General features: G+C 35.1%; 16 protein-coding genes. 10 read left to right on the top strand and 6 right to left on the bottom strand.

Going from position 1 to position 20,376, the window contains the following annotated elements; translation table 11 throughout:
* Window positions 1-15: 15 nt before the first annotated feature.
* Window positions 16-771 (bottom strand): pyruvate formate-lyase-activating protein, encoded by a 756-nt coding sequence (gene pflA, locus C7J90_RS04920; protein ID WP_103209920.1) that lies wholly within the window; start codon window positions 769-771, stop codon window positions 16-18.
* Window positions 772-805: 34 nt separating this feature from the next.
* The gene (pflB, locus tag C7J90_RS04925) at window positions 806-3,055 is read right to left on the bottom strand and encodes a formate C-acetyltransferase (protein WP_103209918.1); all 2,250 of its coding nucleotides are present in this window, start codon (window positions 3,053-3,055) and stop codon (window positions 806-808) included.
* A 327-nt stretch (window positions 3,056-3,382) separates the two neighbouring features.
* On the opposite strand from pflB, the gene C7J90_RS04930 reads away from it, so the two are divergent.
* The 9 genes from C7J90_RS04930 (at window position 3,383) to argS (ending at window position 13,954) form a co-directional block, all read left to right on the top strand.
* Window positions 3,383-4,045: an SDR family oxidoreductase gene (locus C7J90_RS04930; protein ID WP_103209917.1), complete on the top strand. Its 663-nt coding sequence runs from the start codon at window positions 3,383-3,385 to the stop codon at window positions 4,043-4,045.
* A gap of 558 nt (window positions 4,046-4,603) precedes the next feature.
* A complete protein-coding gene (opp4A, locus tag C7J90_RS04935) occupies window positions 4,604-6,319 on the top strand; it encodes an oligopeptide ABC transporter substrate-binding protein (protein ID WP_103209915.1) in 1,716 nt (571 codons plus the stop codon).
* A gap of 84 nt (window positions 6,320-6,403) precedes the next feature.
* The gene (locus C7J90_RS04940; protein WP_103209914.1) at window positions 6,404-7,381 is read left to right on the top strand and encodes an ABC transporter ATP-binding protein; all 978 of its coding nucleotides are present in this window, start codon (window positions 6,404-6,406) and stop codon (window positions 7,379-7,381) included.
* Window positions 7,382-7,405: 24 nt separating this feature from the next.
* A complete protein-coding gene (locus tag C7J90_RS04945) occupies window positions 7,406-8,395 on the top strand; it encodes an ABC transporter ATP-binding protein (RefSeq protein ID WP_103209912.1) in 990 nt (329 codons plus the stop codon).
* The gene (gene opp4B / locus C7J90_RS04950) at window positions 8,392-9,354 is read left to right on the top strand and encodes an oligopeptide ABC transporter permease (RefSeq protein WP_103209910.1); all 963 of its coding nucleotides are present in this window, start codon (window positions 8,392-8,394) and stop codon (window positions 9,352-9,354) included. The genes C7J90_RS04945 and opp4B overlap by 4 nt, the downstream gene beginning before the upstream one ends.
* 10 nt (window positions 9,355-9,364) lie before the next feature.
* Window positions 9,365-10,252: an oligopeptide ABC transporter permease gene (opp4C, locus tag C7J90_RS04955; protein ID WP_103209909.1), complete on the top strand. Its 888-nt coding sequence runs from the start codon at window positions 9,365-9,367 to the stop codon at window positions 10,250-10,252.
* A 181-nt stretch (window positions 10,253-10,433) separates the two neighbouring features.
* The gene (locus C7J90_RS04960; RefSeq protein WP_103209907.1) at window positions 10,434-11,573 is read left to right on the top strand and encodes a hypothetical protein; all 1,140 of its coding nucleotides are present in this window, start codon (window positions 10,434-10,436) and stop codon (window positions 11,571-11,573) included.
* 200 nt (window positions 11,574-11,773) lie between these two features.
* A complete protein-coding gene (locus tag C7J90_RS04965; protein ID WP_103209906.1) occupies window positions 11,774-12,028 on the top strand; it encodes a hypothetical protein in 255 nt (84 codons plus the stop codon).
* A 261-nt stretch (window positions 12,029-12,289) separates the two neighbouring features.
* On the top strand, window positions 12,290-13,954 hold the full coding sequence (gene argS / locus C7J90_RS04970) for an arginine--tRNA ligase (protein WP_103209904.1): 1,665 nt from the start codon (window positions 12,290-12,292) through the stop codon (window positions 13,952-13,954).
* A gap of 833 nt (window positions 13,955-14,787) precedes the next feature.
* Here argS and sdaAA read toward each other — a convergent pair.
* From sdaAA to C7J90_RS04985, 3 genes are read right to left on the bottom strand one after another with little or no spacing between them, the layout of a single operon-like run.
* The gene (gene sdaAA / locus C7J90_RS04975; protein ID WP_103209903.1) at window positions 14,788-15,687 is read right to left on the bottom strand and encodes an L-serine ammonia-lyase, iron-sulfur-dependent, subunit alpha; all 900 of its coding nucleotides are present in this window, start codon (window positions 15,685-15,687) and stop codon (window positions 14,788-14,790) included.
* 17 nt (window positions 15,688-15,704) lie between these two features.
* On the bottom strand, window positions 15,705-16,382 hold the full coding sequence (sdaAB, locus tag C7J90_RS04980) for an L-serine ammonia-lyase, iron-sulfur-dependent subunit beta (RefSeq protein ID WP_103209901.1): 678 nt from the start codon (window positions 16,380-16,382) through the stop codon (window positions 15,705-15,707).
* Between the two features lie 14 nt (window positions 16,383-16,396).
* Entirely contained in the window at window positions 16,397-17,437 is a 1,041-nt protein-coding gene (locus C7J90_RS04985) for a PTS sugar transporter subunit IIC (RefSeq protein ID WP_103209900.1), read from the bottom strand.
* A 458-nt stretch (window positions 17,438-17,895) separates the two neighbouring features.
* Here C7J90_RS04985 and C7J90_RS04990 point away from each other — a divergent pair, with 458 nt between their 5' ends.
* Window positions 17,896-18,075: a hypothetical protein gene (locus C7J90_RS04990; RefSeq protein ID WP_103209898.1), complete on the top strand. Its 180-nt coding sequence runs from the start codon at window positions 17,896-17,898 to the stop codon at window positions 18,073-18,075.
* Between the two features lie 428 nt (window positions 18,076-18,503).
* Here C7J90_RS04990 and C7J90_RS04995 read toward each other — a convergent pair whose 3' ends face one another.
* Window positions 18,504-19,991 carry an aldehyde dehydrogenase family protein gene (locus C7J90_RS04995; protein ID WP_103209897.1) on the bottom strand — a complete coding sequence of 496 codons (1,488 nt, stop codon included), beginning with the start codon at window positions 19,989-19,991 and terminating at the stop codon, window positions 18,504-18,506.
* Window positions 19,992-20,376: the final 385 nt, after the last annotated feature.

The raw sequence follows: 20,376 nt of genomic DNA on the forward strand, positions 1-20,376 counted from the left end.
GTATGAATAAGTCTATCATACGGGCGTTAATGGTGTGTGGCCTTTAAAACCGACTAACGCATACGCTTTTTCTACATCTTCGTCATTAGGAGGGGTAATATTTTCGAGTTGATAATTAATGCCAAGTGCTTCCCATTTGTGTACGCCGAGTTGATGATAGGGCAATAACTCAAATTTAACGACGTTACTGAATTGATTGATAAAGTCACCTAATGCACGCAAGTCTTCTGGGGCGTCTGTGAGACCTGGTACAAGGACGTGACGAATCCAAATAGGTTGCTCTTTTTCTGCAAGGTATCGAATATAATTTAAAATATGCGTATTCGGTCGGCCCGTTAATTTTTTGTGTTTTTCATTATGAATATGTTTGATATCGACCATCATTAAGTCTGTATAAGGCAATAATTCATCAAAATGGCGTCTGAATGCGTCTGTATCATTAGCACAGCCGAGTGATGTATCGATACAAGTATGAATACCATGGCTTTTTAATTTTTTAAAAAGGGCGGTAACAAATGGCATTTGTAATAATGGCTCTCCACCACTCATTGTGACACCGCCCCCTGATGCTTCAAAATATGGGCGATAAGGGATGATTTCGGATACAAGTTCATCCACTGTTGCTACACGTGAGGGTGCGTTTACTTTCCATGTGTCGGGGTTATGACAGTATAAGCAGCGCAATAAGCACCCTTGCGTGAAAATAATATAACGTAGACCTGGTCCATCTACTGTACCTAAACTTTCAACAGAATGAATGTGTCCTTGCATTTTGAATCCCTCATCTTTCTTTCATTTGCTTGACTTACATTGTTTCGTGGAACGTACGTGAAATGACATCTAGTTGTTGTTCACGTGTTAGTTTAATAAAGTTTACCGCATATCCTGATACACGAACTGTTAATTGTGGATATTCTTCAGGGTGTTCCATAGCATCTAGTAATGTTTCGCGGTTAAATACGTTGATATTTAAGTGATGACCATGTTGCAGTGCATAACCATCTAAAATACCGACTAAGTTTTGTTGTTGTGTATGATCTTCTTTACCTAATGATTTAGGAACGATGCTGAATGTGTTAGAGATACCATCTTTACAACAGTCATAAGGTAACTTAGCAACTGAAGATAATGACGCAAGTGCACCGTTAGCGTCTCGGCCATGCATTGGGTTTGCCCCTGGTGCAAATGGCTCACCAGCTTTACGTCCGTCTGGAGTGTTACCTGTCTTTTTACCGTATACAACGTTTGATGTGATTGTCAGTACACTCATTGTATGCTCAGAGTTGCGATAAGTTTGATGTTTACGTAATTTTTTCATAAAGCTTTCAACGAGTTTAACAGCGATGTCGTCAACACGTGGATCATTGTTACCGTATTTTGGAAATTCTCCAGAAATATCGAAATCAACTACAAGTCCATTTTCATCACGGATTGGGCGAACTTCACCGTATTTAATAGCAGATAATGAGTCGGCAGCTACTGAAAGACCAGCGATACCTGTTGCCATTGTGCGATGAACATCAGTGTCATGTAGTGCCATTTCAATACGCTCATAGCTGTATTTGTCGTGCATGTAATGGATAACATTAAGTGAATTAATATACACACCTGCAAGCCATTCCATCATTTCATCAAATTGTTTATAAACTTCATCATAATCTAAAACATCTGATGTGATTGGGGCAAAGTTAGGCGCAACTTGCATGCCTGATTTTTCATCTTTACCACCGTTGATTGCATACAATAGCGTTTTAGCTAAGTTAGCACGCGCTCCGAAAAATTGCATTTGTTTACCAATTCGCATAGCTGATACACAACATGCAATACCATAATCATCGCCGTAGCTTTCACGCATTAAATCATCATTTTCATATTGGATTGAGCTCGTGTTAATACTCATTTTAGTACAATAACGTTTAAAGTTTTCTGGTAAGCGTGTTGACCAAAGTACCGTTAAGTTTGGTTCAGGTGCAGGACCAAGGTTATCTAATGAATGTAAGAAGCGGAATGAGTTTTTCGTTACCATTGGTCGGCCATCAATACCAACACCACCGATTGATTCTGTAACCCAAGTTGGATCCCCTGAGAATAGCGCATTATATTCTGGTGTACGTGCAAATTTAACAAGACGTAATTTCATGATAAAGTGGTCAATAATTTCTTGAACTTCTGATTCTGTAATGATTCCAGCTTTTAAATCACGCTCAGCATAGATGTCCAAGAATGTAGAAGTACGTCCTAAACTCATTGCAGCACCATTTTGTTCTTTGATTGCTGCGAGATAAGCCAAATATAACCATTGTACGGCTTCTTTAAAGTTTTCAGCAGGACGACTTAAGTCAAAACCGTAAATGTTTCCTAATTCTTTTAACTCTTTTAAAGAACGATATTGTTCTGAAACTTCTTCGCGTAAACGAATGATATCCTCAGTCATAGTTGAAGATAAGTTGTTAAAATCGCGTTGTTTTTCTTCCATTAAGAAGTCAATACCGTATAGAGCAACACGACGATAGTCACCGATGATACGACCGCGTCCATATGCATCTGGTAAGCCTGTAATAATACCAGCTTTACGACAAGCTAACATTTCTTTTGAATATGCATCAAAAACACCTTGGTTATGTGTTTTGCGATATTCAGTGAAGATACGTTCAGTCTCTTTATCAAGTTCATAGCCATAAGCTTCACATGATGCTTTTGCCATACGAATACCACCGAATGGTTGCATTGAACGTTTGAATGGCTTGTCGGTTTGAACACCCACAATTTGTTCTAATGACTGATCTAAGTACCCTGCATCATGGGATAAAATTGTAGATGGAACTTTAGTATCCATGTCCCACATACCACCGCGATCGCGTTCTTCTTTTGTGAGTTTCATGACTTGATCCCATAACTTTGATGTTGCTTCAGTTGGACCTTCTAAAAAGCTGTCATCACCTTGATATCCAGTGAAGTTAAGTTGAATAAATTCTCTTACATCAACGTGACGTGTCCAACGCCCTGTCGTAAATCCTTCCCAAGCATTATGAGTTGTCTTACTATTTTTAATCATAATAAACCTCCAATCGATATGTTCATCATTTCACAAGTATTGTATCATTATTTGTGAAAGAAATCACTTTATAATGTAAGCGTTTTATAAAGTGTCACAATTTAGCATTATTTTGATTGAAAAGTTGTCACAATTAAATGTATAAATATATATTCTATTAACTCATTGATGTTTTGAATAAGGCATAACGAAAATGATTTAGCACATTCAAAAACTGTTTCAATGCTTATCATGATTCTAAATGTACGATGTGAGCAAAAATATTAAAGTGTATTGGGAGGATGTATTATCATAAAAATGTAGTTGAAAATAAGGAGGTCATCATAAATGGTAAAGACATTAATTTTAGGCGCAAATGGCGGAGTAGGTCAAAAGTTAGTTCAAATCATGAAAGAAAATGACCAAGACTATGTTGCAGGAGTACGAAAAGATTCACAAAAAAAGAACTTACAATCTGAAGGGATTCAAGCAGAGATAGTCGATGTTGAGAAGCAAACGATCGATGAATTGAAAGAGATATTTAAAGCGTTTGATCAAATTGTCTTTTCAGTAGGTTCTGGTGGTAGTACAGGAGATGATAAAACAATTATCGTTGACTTAGATGGTGCTGTCAAAGCTATTAAAGCAAGTGAACAAGCAGCTATTGAACACTTTATTATGGTTTCAACGTATGATTCTAGACGTGAAGCGTTTGATGATATCCCTGAACTCAAACCATACACGATTGCTAAACATTATGCAGATGACTATTTGAAACGTAGTCAACTCACATCAACAATTGTGCATCCAGGTGCGTTAAAGGATGAACCAGGTACAGGTCAAGTGAACGTTGCGCAATTGTTTGAAAATCCTGAAAAACGTGAAATTCCACGTGAAGATGTTGCACGTGTACTCTATGAAGTAGCTACAAATACTAATCATCGTGGTAAAGAATTCCAAGTTTTAACAGGTGAAACAGACATCGCCGAAGCATTAAAAGCATATCGTTAATATAGATTGCGTCCTTTCATAAAAATATTGATTATGAAATACAAGGAACAGGCTGGGACATAAATATCTCAGTAATCGAAAAGCTTCGAGGTTTTCGTATGAAATTACGAAAAATCTCGAAGTTTTTTCTATAATTAAATGCTACGAAAGAGGCTTTTTTTTAAAGCAAAATTACATGTATATCACGTCGTATTGTTGGCGAGACGCCTGAGGGAATAGGATAAGCGTCGAGACCGGGACTCGACCCATCCCCTAGGAAATACGAGCCAAACAATACGAATTATTTTAGGATTTATGTCCCGGACTTTGTATTACTCAAAACGTATCGATTCATGTAATTTATACAGAAATAATTATTTTTTGGAATACTATCTATCGTTCGTTTTGATGAACGATTAAAGAATTTTAAGTAAGTTTAATATAATTTGGTTGATATTTTATATTTAAAGGTAAACTTTAATTTATAATAAAAAGGTTCCGTTACGCATAAAAGTATTGACAAAATTATCTGAATAATAAGATAATGTAAATAATTACATTAACAAAGGGGAGATGAGGATGAAACATCCATGGCGCTATTTATTATTAATAGGCTTAATTTTCGTGCTAGCTGCATGTGGTAAAGGAAGCTCAGAAGATGTGACTAATAAGAAAGGAAAGACAGAGACGAGTGATGCGTCAGGTGGCACGCTGAATGTCGGAATAGCAGAGGCACCTGAAGGGAATTTCCAATCAATATTTGCAGGTTCAACAGGAGATTCTGACGTCATTAAATTTTTTAATGATGATCTCGTGACTTCAGATAAAGAGTTGAAATTAAAGCCTCGTATTTTATCATGGGAAGTTCAAAAAGACGATCCTCTTACATATACATTCAAGATGAAAAAAGATGTGAAATGGCAAGACGGCAATCCACTAACTATTAACGACTGGATTTTTACGCTTGAAACAATTGCTGACCCTGATTATACAGGTCCACGTTTTGGCGATGGTGTTCAAGTGGTTAAAGGGGCAGATGAAAAGCGTAAAGGCGAGACAGATAAAATTGAAGGTATTAGAAAGATCGATGATTATACAGCTGAAATTACTTTTAAAGAGAATAAAGCTAACAACCTTCATAACTTATGGTTAAGTGCACCAATCAGCGAGAAAATCTTTAAAGATATTCCTGTTAAAGATATGGCAAAATCAGATGCTGTAAGAAAAAATCCTATCGGAATAGGGCCATTTAAAGTAAAAAGTATTGTCGATGGGGAGTCAGTAGAATTAGAAAAAAACGATGACTATTGGCAAGGCAAACCGCATTTAGACAAAGTTAATTTACGTGTGGTTGAACAAACGTCAATGACACAAGCACTTGAAAATGGTGAGGTCGATATGGCGAATATCACAGCACCAATTGCTAAGGAAATTAAAGATAATAATCCAGAGAATATACAGTTACTAGAATCACCATCAACGAGTTACTCAATCATTGGGTTTGTATTAAATGATTACGACAAAAAATCACAAACAATTGGCAAAGAACGTCCAAAATATCAAAATAAAGCATTAAGACAGGCAATGGCTTTAGCAATTAACAGAAAAGAATGGATTGATGCATTTTATTACGGTTACGGTAAACCACTCAACGGGCTCATTCCTTCTGCACATTGGAGTGGTGCAAAAGAAGGAGACGTTAAAGAGTATGAATATAATGTCAAAGAAGCTAAAAAATTATTAGATAACGCGGGCTATAAAGATAAAGATGGTGATGGTTGGCGTGAAGATCCTAAAGGTGAAAAGTTTGAAGTAAACTTAAAACACTATGCGGGATCTAATCCAACTTTCGAACCGAGAACAGCGGCAATAAAAGGTTACTGGGAAAAAATTGGATTGAAGACCAAAACTGAAATGGTTGAGTTTGGTAAATTTGGAGCTGACCTAGAAAAAGCGTCACCAGATATGGAAGTTTATTTCCGTTCTTGGCAACAAGGTAGCGATCCTGATCCATCAGGTTTATACAAGTCAACGGCATTATGGAACGAATCACGCTACAACAATCCTGAAGCTGATAAAGTTTTAGATGAAGCACTAGATGGTGATGTTGTCGGTGATGATAATGAAAAGAGAAAAGAAAAATATCTAGAGTGGCAAAAAATAATGGCTGAAGATGTACCTGTTATACCAATCGTTGAATTAACTGACGTTTATGCAGTGAACAACAAGTTGAAGAATTTAGAAATATCATTAGGTGGTACGAACGATATTTATAAATGGACAGTGGCAGAATAAAGATTGGGTTAGTTATTAAGGGGATGAAGACATAAAGTCTCATCCTCTTTACTATAGAAAATCTCAATTCGAGGGGGGCATTATATGGTAGAACAGCATTTATTAGAGATTAAAAACTTGAGTACTGGGTTTATCATTAATGATAAGAATTATAATGCGATTAGAGACATTCATTTAACAATTGATGAAAATGAAATAATGGGTATCGTTGGTGAGTCAGGATCGGGCAAATCTGTTCTAAGTATGTCTATTTTAAAACTACTTCCTGAAAAAATAGCATCAATTAATTCAGGTGAAGTTTTATATAAAGGAAATAGAATCGATCAGTTAGATACAGAAGAGTTAAATGAATATAGAGGTAAAGAGCTAGCGATGATCTTTCAAGAGCCAATGACCTCTTTAAATCCTGTCTTCACAATTGGTAATCAGCTTATTGAAATGATGCTATTACATTTAGGTATCTCGAAGAAGGAAGCGACAGAAAGAGCAATCTCATTGCTGAAACAAGTGGGCATTCCACGCGCCGAGAGCGTGATTCATGAATATCCTCATCAGTTATCAGGAGGTATGCGCCAAAGAGTGATGATTGCCATGGCGATTTCCTGTTCTCCTAAGTTACTGATTGCGGATGAGCCTACAACGGCATTAGACGTCACTGTTCAAGCCCAAATATTGGAATTATTAAAAGCAATTCAAAACGAAACGAATATGGGCATTATTTTTATATCCCATGATTTAGGTGTTATCGCTGAGATTTGTGATACGGTGGCGGTTATGTATGCGGGTAAAATTGTTGAACGCGCAACGGTTTCTGAAATATTTTCAGATCCTAAACATCCCTATACGCAATTATTACTTAAAGCGATTCCGCGTATGGATACAAAACAAAAGAAGTTGGAAACAATTAAAGGGACAGTACCAACTATTGATCAACTTACTGAGAACGGTTGTAGTTTTGCAAATAGATGTCCTCATGCTATGTCAATTTGTAAAACTAAAGCGTTAGAAACAATTAATATCAATAAAAATCATAGTGTATCATGCCATTTGTTTAAATCATAATCGGTGCATAAAGGAGGGGAAAATATGTCAAAGCAAGTCGTTTTAGATGTCAAAGATTTAAAACAGTATTATCCAATTAAAGGGGGAATCTTCCAAAGAAAAGTAGGTGAAGTTAAGGCAGTAGATAAAATATCATTTAAAGTGCGTCAAGGTGAAACGGTAGGATTAGTTGGAGAATCAGGGTGTGGGAAGTCATCAGCAGGACGTACAATTATGAGGCTTCAACAAGCCACTTCAGGCGAAATTAACTTTTGTGGGGAGAATATTACCAAACTTAAAGGAAAAAAATTAAGAAATGTCCGTAAAGGCATACAAATGGTGTTTCAAGATCCATACGCTTCTTTAAATCCAATGCAAATGGTGGGGGATATCGTAGCAGAGCCTATTAGAAATTTCTATAAAAAATCGAATAAGGAAATTGAAAAAGAAGTCAAATCCCTACTGCGTCAAGTTGGGTTGGATGAATCATCGTATTATAAGTATGCTCATGAGTTTTCTGGGGGGCAACGGCAACGTGTTGGAATTGCGAGAGCACTTGCATTAAAACCGAAATTAATTATAGCTGATGAACCTGTCAGTGCGCTTGATGTATCTGTTCAATCACAAGTATTAAACATCATGGATGAACTACAAGAAAATTTTGGATTAAGTTATTTATTTATTGCGCATGATTTGAGTGTAGTTAAGCATGTGAGTGATTACATATGCGTGATGTATCTTGGACAAATTGTAGAACAAGGGCCAGCTGATGAGATATATGAAAATCCAAAACATCCCTACACACAATCGCTTATTTCAGCAATTCCTGAAATTAATCCAGAAAAGCGCAAAAAGCGGATTCTCTTAAAAGGAGATTTACCGTCACCAAGTCATCCACCAACAGGTTGTCCATTTCATACAAGGTGTCCTGTTGTTCAAGAAAGGTGTAAACATCAAAGACCAGAATATCGTCAAGTTGGAGATGAGCATTACGCAGCTTGTATCTTAATAGATGATGGGGTGAATGTATCGTGACTACATTAATTATTCGTCGATTCTTATTAATGATTCCTTTGCTACTATTGATGTCTATCGTTATTTTTATATTAGCTAAGCTACAACCTGGAGATGCATTTACAGGTCAAATGGATCCAAGAGTAGGAGCAGAGTACTATGAAGAACAACGTGAAAAATTAGGATTAAATGATCCGATACATGTGCAATACCTCAAATGGGGAAATAATGTGTTACATGGAGAATTAGGAGAGTCTATTCGTTATAAAAGGCCAGTGATGGAATTAATCCAAGAACGTATGCCAAATACAATTTTATTAGGTGTAGTGAGTATCGCCATTACATATTTAATAGCTTTTCCATTAGGAATATTAGCTGGACGAAAACCATATAGCTTATATGATTATAGTATTCAATTTTTGAATTATTTGATGTTAGCGATACCTTCATTTGTGGCGGGTGTGTTTGCCATTTATGTTTTCGCTTTTCAATTAGGGTGGTTTCCATTCTCAGGCTCGGTTGAAATAGGTCTTGAAAAAGGGACAATGGCTTATTACATCAGTAAATTGTATCACGCTATTCTTCCAGGGACCGTTTTAGGATTACTTTCTACAGCGAGTTATGTACAATTTTTAAGAAATGATATTATTGAAAATTCGAGAAAAGACTATATTCGAACAGCACGTGCTAAAGGTTTATCTGAATCAAAAATTTACAATAAGCATATTTTAAGAAATTCAATCATCCCTATTGTTACTTTCTTTGGAGCTGATGTACTTTCTGTTTTTGGAGGCGCAGTCATTACTGAGACGATTTTTTCTTATCCGGGAATAGGAAAATTAATGATTGATGCAATTAGTGGTAAAGATTATCCATTAATGATGGCATTATTACTCTTTTTCTCATTTCTAGGATTATTAGCGAATCTTATATCAGATATTACGTATAGTATTGTTGATCCAAGAATTAAAAGTAACTAGGAGGGGTAATATGTCAAAAAAGGCGATTAGTCAGTCTCCATTCACAATTGCGAGACGAAAATTTATAAAAAATAAACCAGCCATCGTTGCTTCTTGCATATTATTGTTAATCTTTTTAATTTCATTAATTTCACCATTGATTGCACCTTATGATCCTAATGTTCAAAATTTAGTCCAAATCAAAGGGGATATGTCTATAGAGCATTGGTTAGGTACAGACTCTGGTGGGAGAGATATACTTAGTCGGTTGTTGTATTCAGGTCGTGTTTCGCTCATGTTCGGTTTAGTGACAACTGTAGGTTTGATGATTATAGGTGTTTTGATAGGGATGATTGCAGGATATTATGGTGGATGGGTTGATACATTATTAATGCGTTTTACTGAATTTGTAATGTTGTTTCCGTTTATTCCATTCGCTATCGTTTTGAATGCAACGTTCAGTGGACAATTACAAAATAAATACGGTTCGGCTATTATACTAGCCCTTGTATTAATTGCATTATCATGGGTAGGCGTGGCAAGAGTTGTTCGTGGTAAAGTAATGCAAGAAAAAGAAAATGAATATTTTTTAGCAGCTGTGTCAATAGGAACGCCTACATATAAGATTCTTTTTAATCATTTACTTCCTAATATATTAAGTGTTGTTATCGTACAAGCGACATTGATTTTTGCTGTACAAATCGTAGCAGAAGCAGGACTTAGTTTTTTAGGATTTGGTATTGATAAAACGATTCCAACTTGGGGTAATATGTTAACTGATGCACAAGAAGGAGATATTTTAAGATCTAAGCCTTGGATTTGGATGCCGCCTGCAATTATGATTACAACAACCATTTTGTGTATCAATTTTATAGGAGAAGGATTAAAAGATGCATTGAATCCTAAATCAAGACGATAAAATAAGACAGTTTAATTGTAGGTCATTTTTATTTCAAAAAAGAACGCGAAGTAGTGTGATAAAGGGAATAGTTGAGATTAATTTAAAGAAACGCTACTTATATTAAACTATTGTGAATTCACAAATCATTAAAAAGTGCTAAAATAAAGAAAAGTGATTAATTAATAAGGTGATAAAATTGATGCGTTTTAAAGATGATATAGAAGCATTTTTAAGTCAACTCTCTGCCAAAGAACGAGCACAAATTGAAAAAATGTTAAGTTCAAAAAGGGCTTATCAATTGAATCATGCACAAAATAGCATTTGTGAATTAATGAAAAATTATAAAGTCGATGAGATTAAAGCGTTATGTAAATCTCATGGTATAAAAGGTTACTCTAATTTAAATAAAGACACTTTACTCATTCATTTTATTACGAATCTTGTAACTGAAGATTACCTTGATGAGATGGTGGCTACGTTTAATAAGGCACAGAAGTTAGCATTTGTGATTACAAGTCAATTTAGTGCTTGGCAAGCTCCACTGCCAACACGTCTTCACTTCGAAAATAATTTTGTACTGTTTCATTTTAATGGAGAAGATGGATATTATTTGACTTGGATTCCAGATGAAGTATCCAATATTGTTGAAAAATATATTGATTCTCATACAGAATTGAAACAGCTAAAGTTAGCATATGCGCTTTTAGAAGCGGCTAGTAACTTATACGGACTTTATTCTTTTACTCAATTACAACGAGTGTATGAGGTATATTTGAATAAAAGCTATTCGTTATTAGATATTCAAAAGTGGCTCAAACAAATTGAGCTTGTTAATCCGGAAATGACTAACTTTAGAGTGTTTAAGGGCTTAATTGCGAGTAAAGGATTAGAATTTGAAGAGGATGAGTATCACTATTTTGTAAAAGACGCCAAATACTATATGCCTGATACTACGCAAGAAATATTAAGCTATCAAGAACTCATTTATGGTATTGATGATGAAGCAGAGATTAAGTTTATGAATTGGCTAGAACAGAACATTCTCAAAGACAATCACTTTGAAGCGGAGGTCACAAGCTTATCTGGTGAAATTTTAACGATGATGAAACACGCAATGACTTATGATATGGTACAAGATGTACTGCAATCATTAGTGCAAGATGGTATATTAAGAAAACGCGTTGAGTTCACAGCTGAAAATGTTGTAAAACCCATCTATATGAAGATGAGAAATTGGATTTATCACGGTTATACTTTTGAAGAGTATATGGATTTAATGGATAAAGATGAGCATGAACAAAGAAATAATGTCATTGATTTTAAACAATATCGCAAATAAAGTGGCGTTATGAGGAAGTATCGAATTAGTGAAGAAGTTAAGTTATTCACTAATTCGATTTTTTTAATAGTTAAGGATAAATCTATGTTTTAATAAAGAATTTTCTGAAAAAGGGTATCTTTTCATCATCAAAAGTGATATAACTATTATTAAGATTATAAGGGGATGCATTTTAATATATTGCAAAGGGGATGACATATATGCTCAAAAAACTATTGCTATTATTTATAGCAATGATTGTAACGACGACTATTGCAGAAACATACCTTATTGCTGGCACATGGCAATACTTAATGATGCAATCTTTAACTCTAAGCATTATTATCTTCTTTGTTTATCATTTTGTCGTGTTTCAAGCAAAACAAAAAGAGAAAGAATCACAAAAAGCAGATCGAATATTACATCAAACTAATCAAGAAGCATGCCATAAACGTAGACTGAAAAAAATAAAATAGTTTTAAAAGTATATTTCATAAGAAATGGCTTTCATTAATAGTAAAAAGCGCTCTGTCAAATAGGACTTGTGAGTCAATCATGGGTCTTAATTGACAGAGAGCCTATTATTTTTAATTAAACGTTTATGTCGTTAAAAAATCTCCTGATCATACAAGCCCTCTTTGAAAATAAGTTTAATGTTATAACAACGTAAAGCCTCAATTTTCGAAATATTACAAAAATAAATCTCCTTTTATATTTTAGAGAAGAAGGTGAAATCTATGTTTAAACAATGCATTGCAAAAGATTTATCAAACATTTTACAAGACCAAATGACTTATGAAGAAATATATACTCTTCTTGAGCGTCCATCTAACGAGAATCATGGCGAATATTCATTTCCAACCTTTCAGCTTGCTAAAATTTACAAAAAGCCACCAGTTTTAATTGCCAATACTATCAAAGAAAAGTTTGATAATGAGTATATACATAAAGTTGAGGTCGTAAATGGTTTTCTTAATTTCTTTCTAGATAGACAGTCCAGTTCACGTAAAATAATTGAGCATTTCAACGAAGATGGTTCAAAAGCCAACAAATTATTAAGGACAGAGAAAATAGTCATAGATTATTCAAGTCCCAATATAGCGAAACCTTTTTCTATGGGACATTTAAGAGCTACGATTATTGGAGACAGTCTGGCAAAAATACTTGAAGCAAACGGGGCAGAAATTATTAGAATAAATCATTTAGGGGATTGGGGGACTCAATTTGGCAAATTAATTGTTGCTTATAAAAAATGGGGAGACCAAAATAAAGTTAAACAAAATCCTATACTTGAGCTGTTTCATTTATATACCCAGTTTCATACAATAAGTGAAGACAACCCTCATATGAATTTAGAGGCTAGAAAAGCATTCAAACTACTCGAAAGTGGGCATAGTGAATATGAACAGCTATGGTCTTGGTTCCGCGATGTTTCGATGGAATCTTTTAATGCTTTATATAACCTCTTGGATATCAACTTTGATTACGTTCAAGGAGAGTCTTTTTATAATGAAAGATTAAAAGAGACTATAAAATTATTGGAAGAAAAGGGATTATTAAAGTATGACGATAACGCTTATATTGTAGAGTTAGACGACTTGCCTCCAGCGCTCATAAAAAAAAGTGATGGCGCCTCTCTCTACATCACAAGAGATTTAGCAGCTGTACTATATCGTACAAAAACCTTTCACCCTACGCGCATCCTCTATATAGTAGGGCAAGAACAGTCTATTCATTTCAAGCAACTAGATAAGATTACTCATTTATTGGAATTAGATCCAGTCATAGAACATATCCCTTTCGGTTTAATTTTGAAAGATGGTAAAAAAATGTCCACAAGACAAGGCAAAGTCATATTACTTGAAGACATTATTGCAGAATTAGAAGAGGCCGTACTAAAAACTTTAGAAAAGAAAAAATCCAATTTAAAGCATAAAAAGAAGGTTGCTAAAGAAATGGCTATTGCCTCTATTAAGTTTTATAATCTTAAAAATGATCGTCTTAGTAGCTATGATTTGAGAATTGATGAGATGTTGGCTTTCGAAGGGGATACTGCATTATACATTATGTACACTTATGCAAGAATCCAATCTATTTTAGGAAGAACCCAATACGCTGATAATTTCAAAGAAAATTTTCAATTTGAAGAAAGTATGTGGCCAATTCTAAAACACTTAAAATCCTATAATGAAGTTTTGGAATTGGCTGCCATAAATTATGCCCCTTCTTCAATATGTAGATATTCTTTACAGTTGTGTAGACTTTTTAATAGCTATTATAATATCGAAAGAATACTAGACAGTACAAATGAAGAATCAAAAATAATTTTGTTAGGAATAGTCTCCCAAAATATTGAAAGTTCTATGAAACTACTAGGTATAAATTTAATAAAGGAAATATAGAAAATACATTAGCATTTCCTATTAATAGTGATATCTAATAAAGAGGCTCGTGGGATTTTTTAGCTTTACGCGCTGTTTTAGATGTGATTTCAATAAACAAAAACTACAAAATAAAAAGAGGCAGAGGATGTTCCCTCGGAAAGCGAAGTTATATTATACAAAGTTTTATCATAAAAGGAACAGGCTGGGACATAAATATCTCGAAGTTTTCTAAATGAGATGATTCATTCAATGATACGAAAGTGTCTTTTTTAAAAGTATTTTAATGTAACATTACATGTATATCACGTCGTATTGTTGGCGAGACGCCTGAGGGGATGAGCGTCGAGACAGGGGTTCGATTCATCCCCTAGGAAATGCGAGCCAAACAATGGTTCTATAGTAAATCGGACTGGTGTATAAATAATTTCATTTATTTGATTGTTCCATAAAGCCTCGCTTTTCTAGGCGCCTCACCTCAACTCATTTTAAGATTGAACTTACCCAATCTTAAAATGGATTTTCGGTTACGGCAAGATGCCTCAGCTTAGGAAACAATCAAATGTGCTATATTTATTCACACCCTTAAGTTATAAAGTATGTTTTACCAACTCAATTTTACTGATTTATGTTGTATTAAAAGAGGCATTAATGTTCAAGACTTTATGATCACACAACGAAAGAGGAGTTAAGCAATCCATTATTGCATAACGCCTTAATTTAATGCGACCAGTCCAATTTGACTGAGAGCCCAAACAATACGAATGATTGATAAAAGGAAAGCGTAGAGGCGATTCAATCATGAATCATCTCTACGCTAGTATTTTGGGATTTATGAGCCAACCGCTTTATTTTTACGAGAATACTTCATTTTTATTAGATTCACCAAAGATTTTCTCTTTGATTGCTTGACCAGTTGGTGTTCCAGCTAAACCGCCGATACCAGTTTCACGTAATGATGCTGGTAAGTTACGTCCAACTTTATCCATTGCCATGATCACTTCATCAACTGGAATCCGACTTTCTACACCTGCAAGTGCTAAGTCAGCAGAGATAAGCCCATTACCAGAACCAATTGCATTACGCATGACACAAGGAATTTCAACTAATCCTGCAACAGGATCACATACTAATCCAAGTAAGTTACTTAAACTGATTGCGATAGCATGACCTGATTGTGATGGTGTACCACCAAATGTTTCGACTGCAGCGGCCGCCGCAATTGCTGATGCTGTCCCTACTTCAGCTTGACACCCACCTGTTGCGCCTGCGACAGAAGCATTGTTTGCAATAATCATGCCGCACATTGAAGCTGAAAATAAAAACTTAATCATTTGGTCATTATCAAGGTCATGTGATTTTTCTAATTTGAATAAAACCCCTGGAATCGTTCCCGAGGATCCAGCAGTCGGAGTAGCGCAAATGATACCCATTGCTGCGTTGACTTCATTTGTAGCAATAGCGCCTTCTACTGCTGATATCATATCATAGCCTGATAATGCTTTATTATTTTGATTATATTGATGCACTTTGATTGCGTCTTGACCTGTGTAGCCCGTTACACTTTTAACACCTTCGCCAGTAGTGCCTTTTTCTACTGCATTGCGCATCGTATCAAGATTGTGTTGCATCATTTCAAATACTTCATCACGAGAAATACCACGTGTTTCCATTTCATGTTCAATCATGATTTCGGAAAAACTTTTATCATTTTGTTCTGCATATTCTATGAGTTCTTTCATAGTATCAAACATTATTTAATCCCCCTCTATTACTGAATGTACGAGAAATTTAAGTCAGCGTGATGTTGTCTTAAATCTTCTAATAGTTCTTCTTTTAAGCCTTTATTTAAATGAAGCGCAAGCAAGCAACGTCCATTGCTCATCGTTTTAATTTCTTCGTTAATATCTACATTTTTTTCAACAAGTTCGTTAATAAGGTGATTGATTTTTGAGATACCATATTCTCCATCAATGACTAAAATGTTAGGTGTGTGTGATAATAAGATACACATGTCATTGACGTGAATACTTTTGACTTTAAAGGCACCACCGCCAATTGAAATACCATTCAGTTCAACGTGACGATCGCCTTTTTCAATGATAATGAGTGCACAGTTCGGATGTTCCCCCAAACTAGTTCCTTTTTCTTCAATAAATTCAAATGGAATACCTTGTTCTTTGGCAATTTTAGTAGATGTTTTAATGCGTTCGTCAAATGTACTAAATCCAAGCAGTCCCCCGATGATTGCCAAATCTGTACCGTGACCTTTATGTGTTTCAGCAAAAGATTCATAATAATGCACTTTTATTGATTCAGGTGTTCCTCCTAAAACAGCTCTTGCAGCTTGTGCAATTTTAACTGCCCCCGCAGTATGTGAACTTGACGGTCCCATCATGACTGGACCAATAACATCAAATGCACTTTGGAAATCTTTAGTACGTGCCATAATCTATCTACTCCTTAGCTAGCTTGATTTTCTAATTGATTTCTTTTAAAACCAACAGCAAGATTTTTCTTACTAATGATTGTTCCAATAATATAACTTAAAATTAAACTTACGATTGCAACGATAATGACTGTAATGAGAACTTTCATATTATCATTAAATCCTAAAGCAACGATTGGACCTGCAATTGGTGTTGCCATACCTGGTTGGTTTACAACAATTCCCATCGCAGTGACAATTAAGCCGTTAACCATACCTACAATTGCATTCGTTCCGTATAATTGAATTGGATATTTCGCAATGGTATCAATTTGTGTTAAAGGTTCTACAGCTACAGCGAATGCTTTACTTTTGTTGCCGATTTGTAATTTTCTAAACATGACAAAGTTTACGAAAGAACTTCCCATACAACCTAGCGCACCGATAGCCATTGGGATACCTGTCAAACCTAGGAGGCTAGTGAATACCATAGAGCTTAATGGTGTCATTCCAACAACAGGAACGATTGCTCCGATGACAAGTGCAAGTGCGTAAGGGTTGTTATCACCTACAGCTGTTACGGCTGTACCAATTTGTTTCAATACTGCAATGACACTTGGTGATACGATTGAAGCAATAGCATAAGTGATTGCAGGTGATAATAAAATAACTACGATTAAATCGATACCTTCTGGAACATATTTTTCTAATGCTTTAAGACCGAAAGCGACAAAATAAGCAGCAATGAATGCAGGTAATAATTTAAAGTCTATTAAGACAAGTCCCGTTAAAACTGCGAAAACAGGATTAACCCCAAATTTTAAACAAGTTAAGATACCTACTGCAATACCACTTAATCCACCGGCAAAGTCTCCAATTTTTACAAAATACTCACCGATTTCACCTGGTATTGTGCCACCGATCGCATATTTTAAAAATGCTTCAGGTAAAAATGTAGCACATGCTGCTCCCGATAATGCTTGTAAGCTTACTTTGCCGTTAGGTGCAAACTTCAAAAATAAAGTCATCGCTAATAAAACGACAAGTAATGTACCAATCCCTAAAATGAAATCCATAAACATTTCCTTCTCTCTAAAAAATATTTTTTTGTTTTATTTATTCTTTAACGCACCACAATAATAAAATCTTTTGTAAGCGTATGCAACCCCACTGTAATGGGGGAAAGAGGGGATAGAATACTTTTAATAAATTTTAAATAAAAATAATATAGAGATTGTGAAATTTTTTCTTGAGGAAAAGCCTATCACACCGCAACGCTTTGACGCTTCTTCACATTAATACATTAAAGTTTTTAAGCAAAACAGTAATATATGACAAATTTGTGTCGTCAAAAAGTTTAAATGTTAAAAATATTCAGATGTTTGAAAGGCTTATTTTTGCGTTAAATACAGTAAAAATATATAAAGTAAAGATGTGAATTTTATGTGAAAATAATCACAAAATACTATGATTTTACGTTTGCTAGCGTTACAATGTACATAAGGAAAGTAAATATGAAAAGGAAGTGTTAAAGATGAGAGAAGCTATTATTAAACTCATTAACTCACAACAAGGTTGCTACGAAATTTATCAAAATACAGGTGTCAGTCAAGGCGTTATTTCAGATTTACGTTCGGGATACCGTACAGTTGATGATATTAGTTTAGGCGACGCTGAGAAGCTATATGCGTATGCTTGTCACATAGCAGCATAACACTATATATCATATTGAAAGTCAGATATTGTATTTAACGCTTCAATTAAAGGCCATGTTAATCATTTCATATAAAGAAGCTGAGACATAATATCTCAGTAATCGAAAAGCTTCGAGGTTTTCGTAAGAATTTACGGAAAATCTCGAAGTTTTCTTATAATGAGATGATTCATTCAATGATACGAAAGTGTCTTTTTTAAAGTGTTTTAATGTAAATTTACATGCATATCACGTCGTATTGTTGGCGAGACGCCTGAGGAATAGGATGAGCGTCGAGACCGGGGCGCGACCCATCTCCTAGGAAATGCGAGCCAAACAACACGAATGATTGATAAAAGAAAAGCATAGAGGTGATTCAATCATGAATCATCTCTACGCTATTATTTTGGGATTGATGTCCCAACTTCTTTTATAATTCAGTCATCTATTTAGAAGAAACCTTTTGTTTCATTACTAATATCGATGTAGATATTTTTAACTTGTTGATAGTTTTGAATTGCGGATTTGTACGTTTCACGACCGATACCGGATTTTTTATAACCACCAAATGGGGCACCTTCAAGTACTTGGTTATACGTATTAATCCACACACGTCCTGTGCGAACATTTTTAGCAATGTTTAATGCACGATTGATGTTAGTTGAGAAGACACCACCAGCAAGCCCATACTCAGAGTCATTTGCAATAGCAATGGCTTCTTGATCATCTTTTATCTTGATTACAGTTAAAACAGGTCCAAATATTTCTTCTTGCGCCAGTTTATTGTTGTTATCATCTACTTCGATAATTGTTGGCTCAAAGAAATAACCTTTATCTAAGCCGTTATCTGTAATACGTTGACCACCTACTAAAATGTTAGCGCCATTTTCTTTTGCATAATCAATATAGCTTTGAATTTTATCGATTTGTGCTTGACCCGTTTGAGAACCCATTTGTGTATGAATATCTAGTGGGTCACCTACTTTAATTTTTTTAAATGCGTCAACAAGTTTTGGCATTAATTCATCATAAATAGCTTCGTGCACAAGGAGTCTTGAACCTGCACTACATACTTCACCTTGATTGAATAAAATTCCTAATTGGATACCTTCTAAAGCAACGTCTAAGTTAGCATCATCTAAAATGATATTTGCACTTTTACCACCTAGTTCTAAAGTTGCTGGAACGATGCGCTTAGCACCGGCTTCTGCAACTTGGTATCCGACATCAGTTGAACCAGTGAATGACAATTTATCAACGCCTTCATGATTGAAAATAGCATTACCAGATTCAGAGCCTTTTCCAGTAACAATATTGACAACACCTGCTGGTAGAACTTCTTGGAATATTTTGGCTAATTCAATTAAGCTCAAAGGCGTTGTAGATGATGGTTGAATGACAACAGTATTACCTGCAGCAAGTGCTGGACCTAACTTCCAAGAGGCTAATAACATTGGGAAATTCCATGCTACAACAGCACCGACAACTCCAATAGGTTCGTGTTGGATTAAGCTCATTGTATGATCGTCAATATTGTTCAATGTTCCTTCGTCAGTGTCTGCAACACTAGCAAAATATTGGTAGTGTCTGGCTGCTAAAGGAATATCAAGTGCTGAAGATTCGCGATATGCTTTACCTGTATTTAAACTTTCGACAGTCGCAAAGAAATCATTTTTTTCAACAATTTTCTCATTGATTTTACGTAACATATCTGAGCGTTCTTGCTTTGATTTACGGCTCCATTCAGGGAAAGCTTTTTGAGCTGCCTCTACTGCTTTGTCTACATCACTCTCATTTGCTTTAGCGACTTTAGAGAGTTGTTCACCAGTTGCTGGATTATATACATCTAAATATTCACCTGACTGTGGTTGAACAAATTCTCCACCAATAAATAAATCATATTGTTCAGAAATATAGTCTCTTATATTGATAGCCATCGTTATGACCTCCCTTAAGTTTAACGTACAGTTATTAATCTATGAATCTGTTTGTTGATTGCTCTAACTCTAAAGCAATCAATCATCTTTCAATTTAATTGTAACGAGCGACATTTGAAAGGTAAACTAATTTGACTTATTTGATAAGAGGGAATCCTCAAAACAGTAGCAAAATCGTTCTTGTTTAATAAAATGAAATTGCGTTATTGTAGTTTGAATAATGGAAGAGGTTTCAATATAAAAGTTCAAAAAAATAGATTTCCGCCGAAGCGAAAACCTATTTATTGGGGAAAGAGAAGTCTGAGAGCGACAAAAACTCAAACTTCCAACATTGTAACTATGAGTTTATGGAAGACTCAAGTTAGAAAATGACTGACACCTAGCT

Source organism: Staphylococcus felis, from assembly GCF_003012915.1.
GTDB lineage: Bacteria > Bacillota > Bacilli > Staphylococcales > Staphylococcaceae > Staphylococcus > Staphylococcus felis.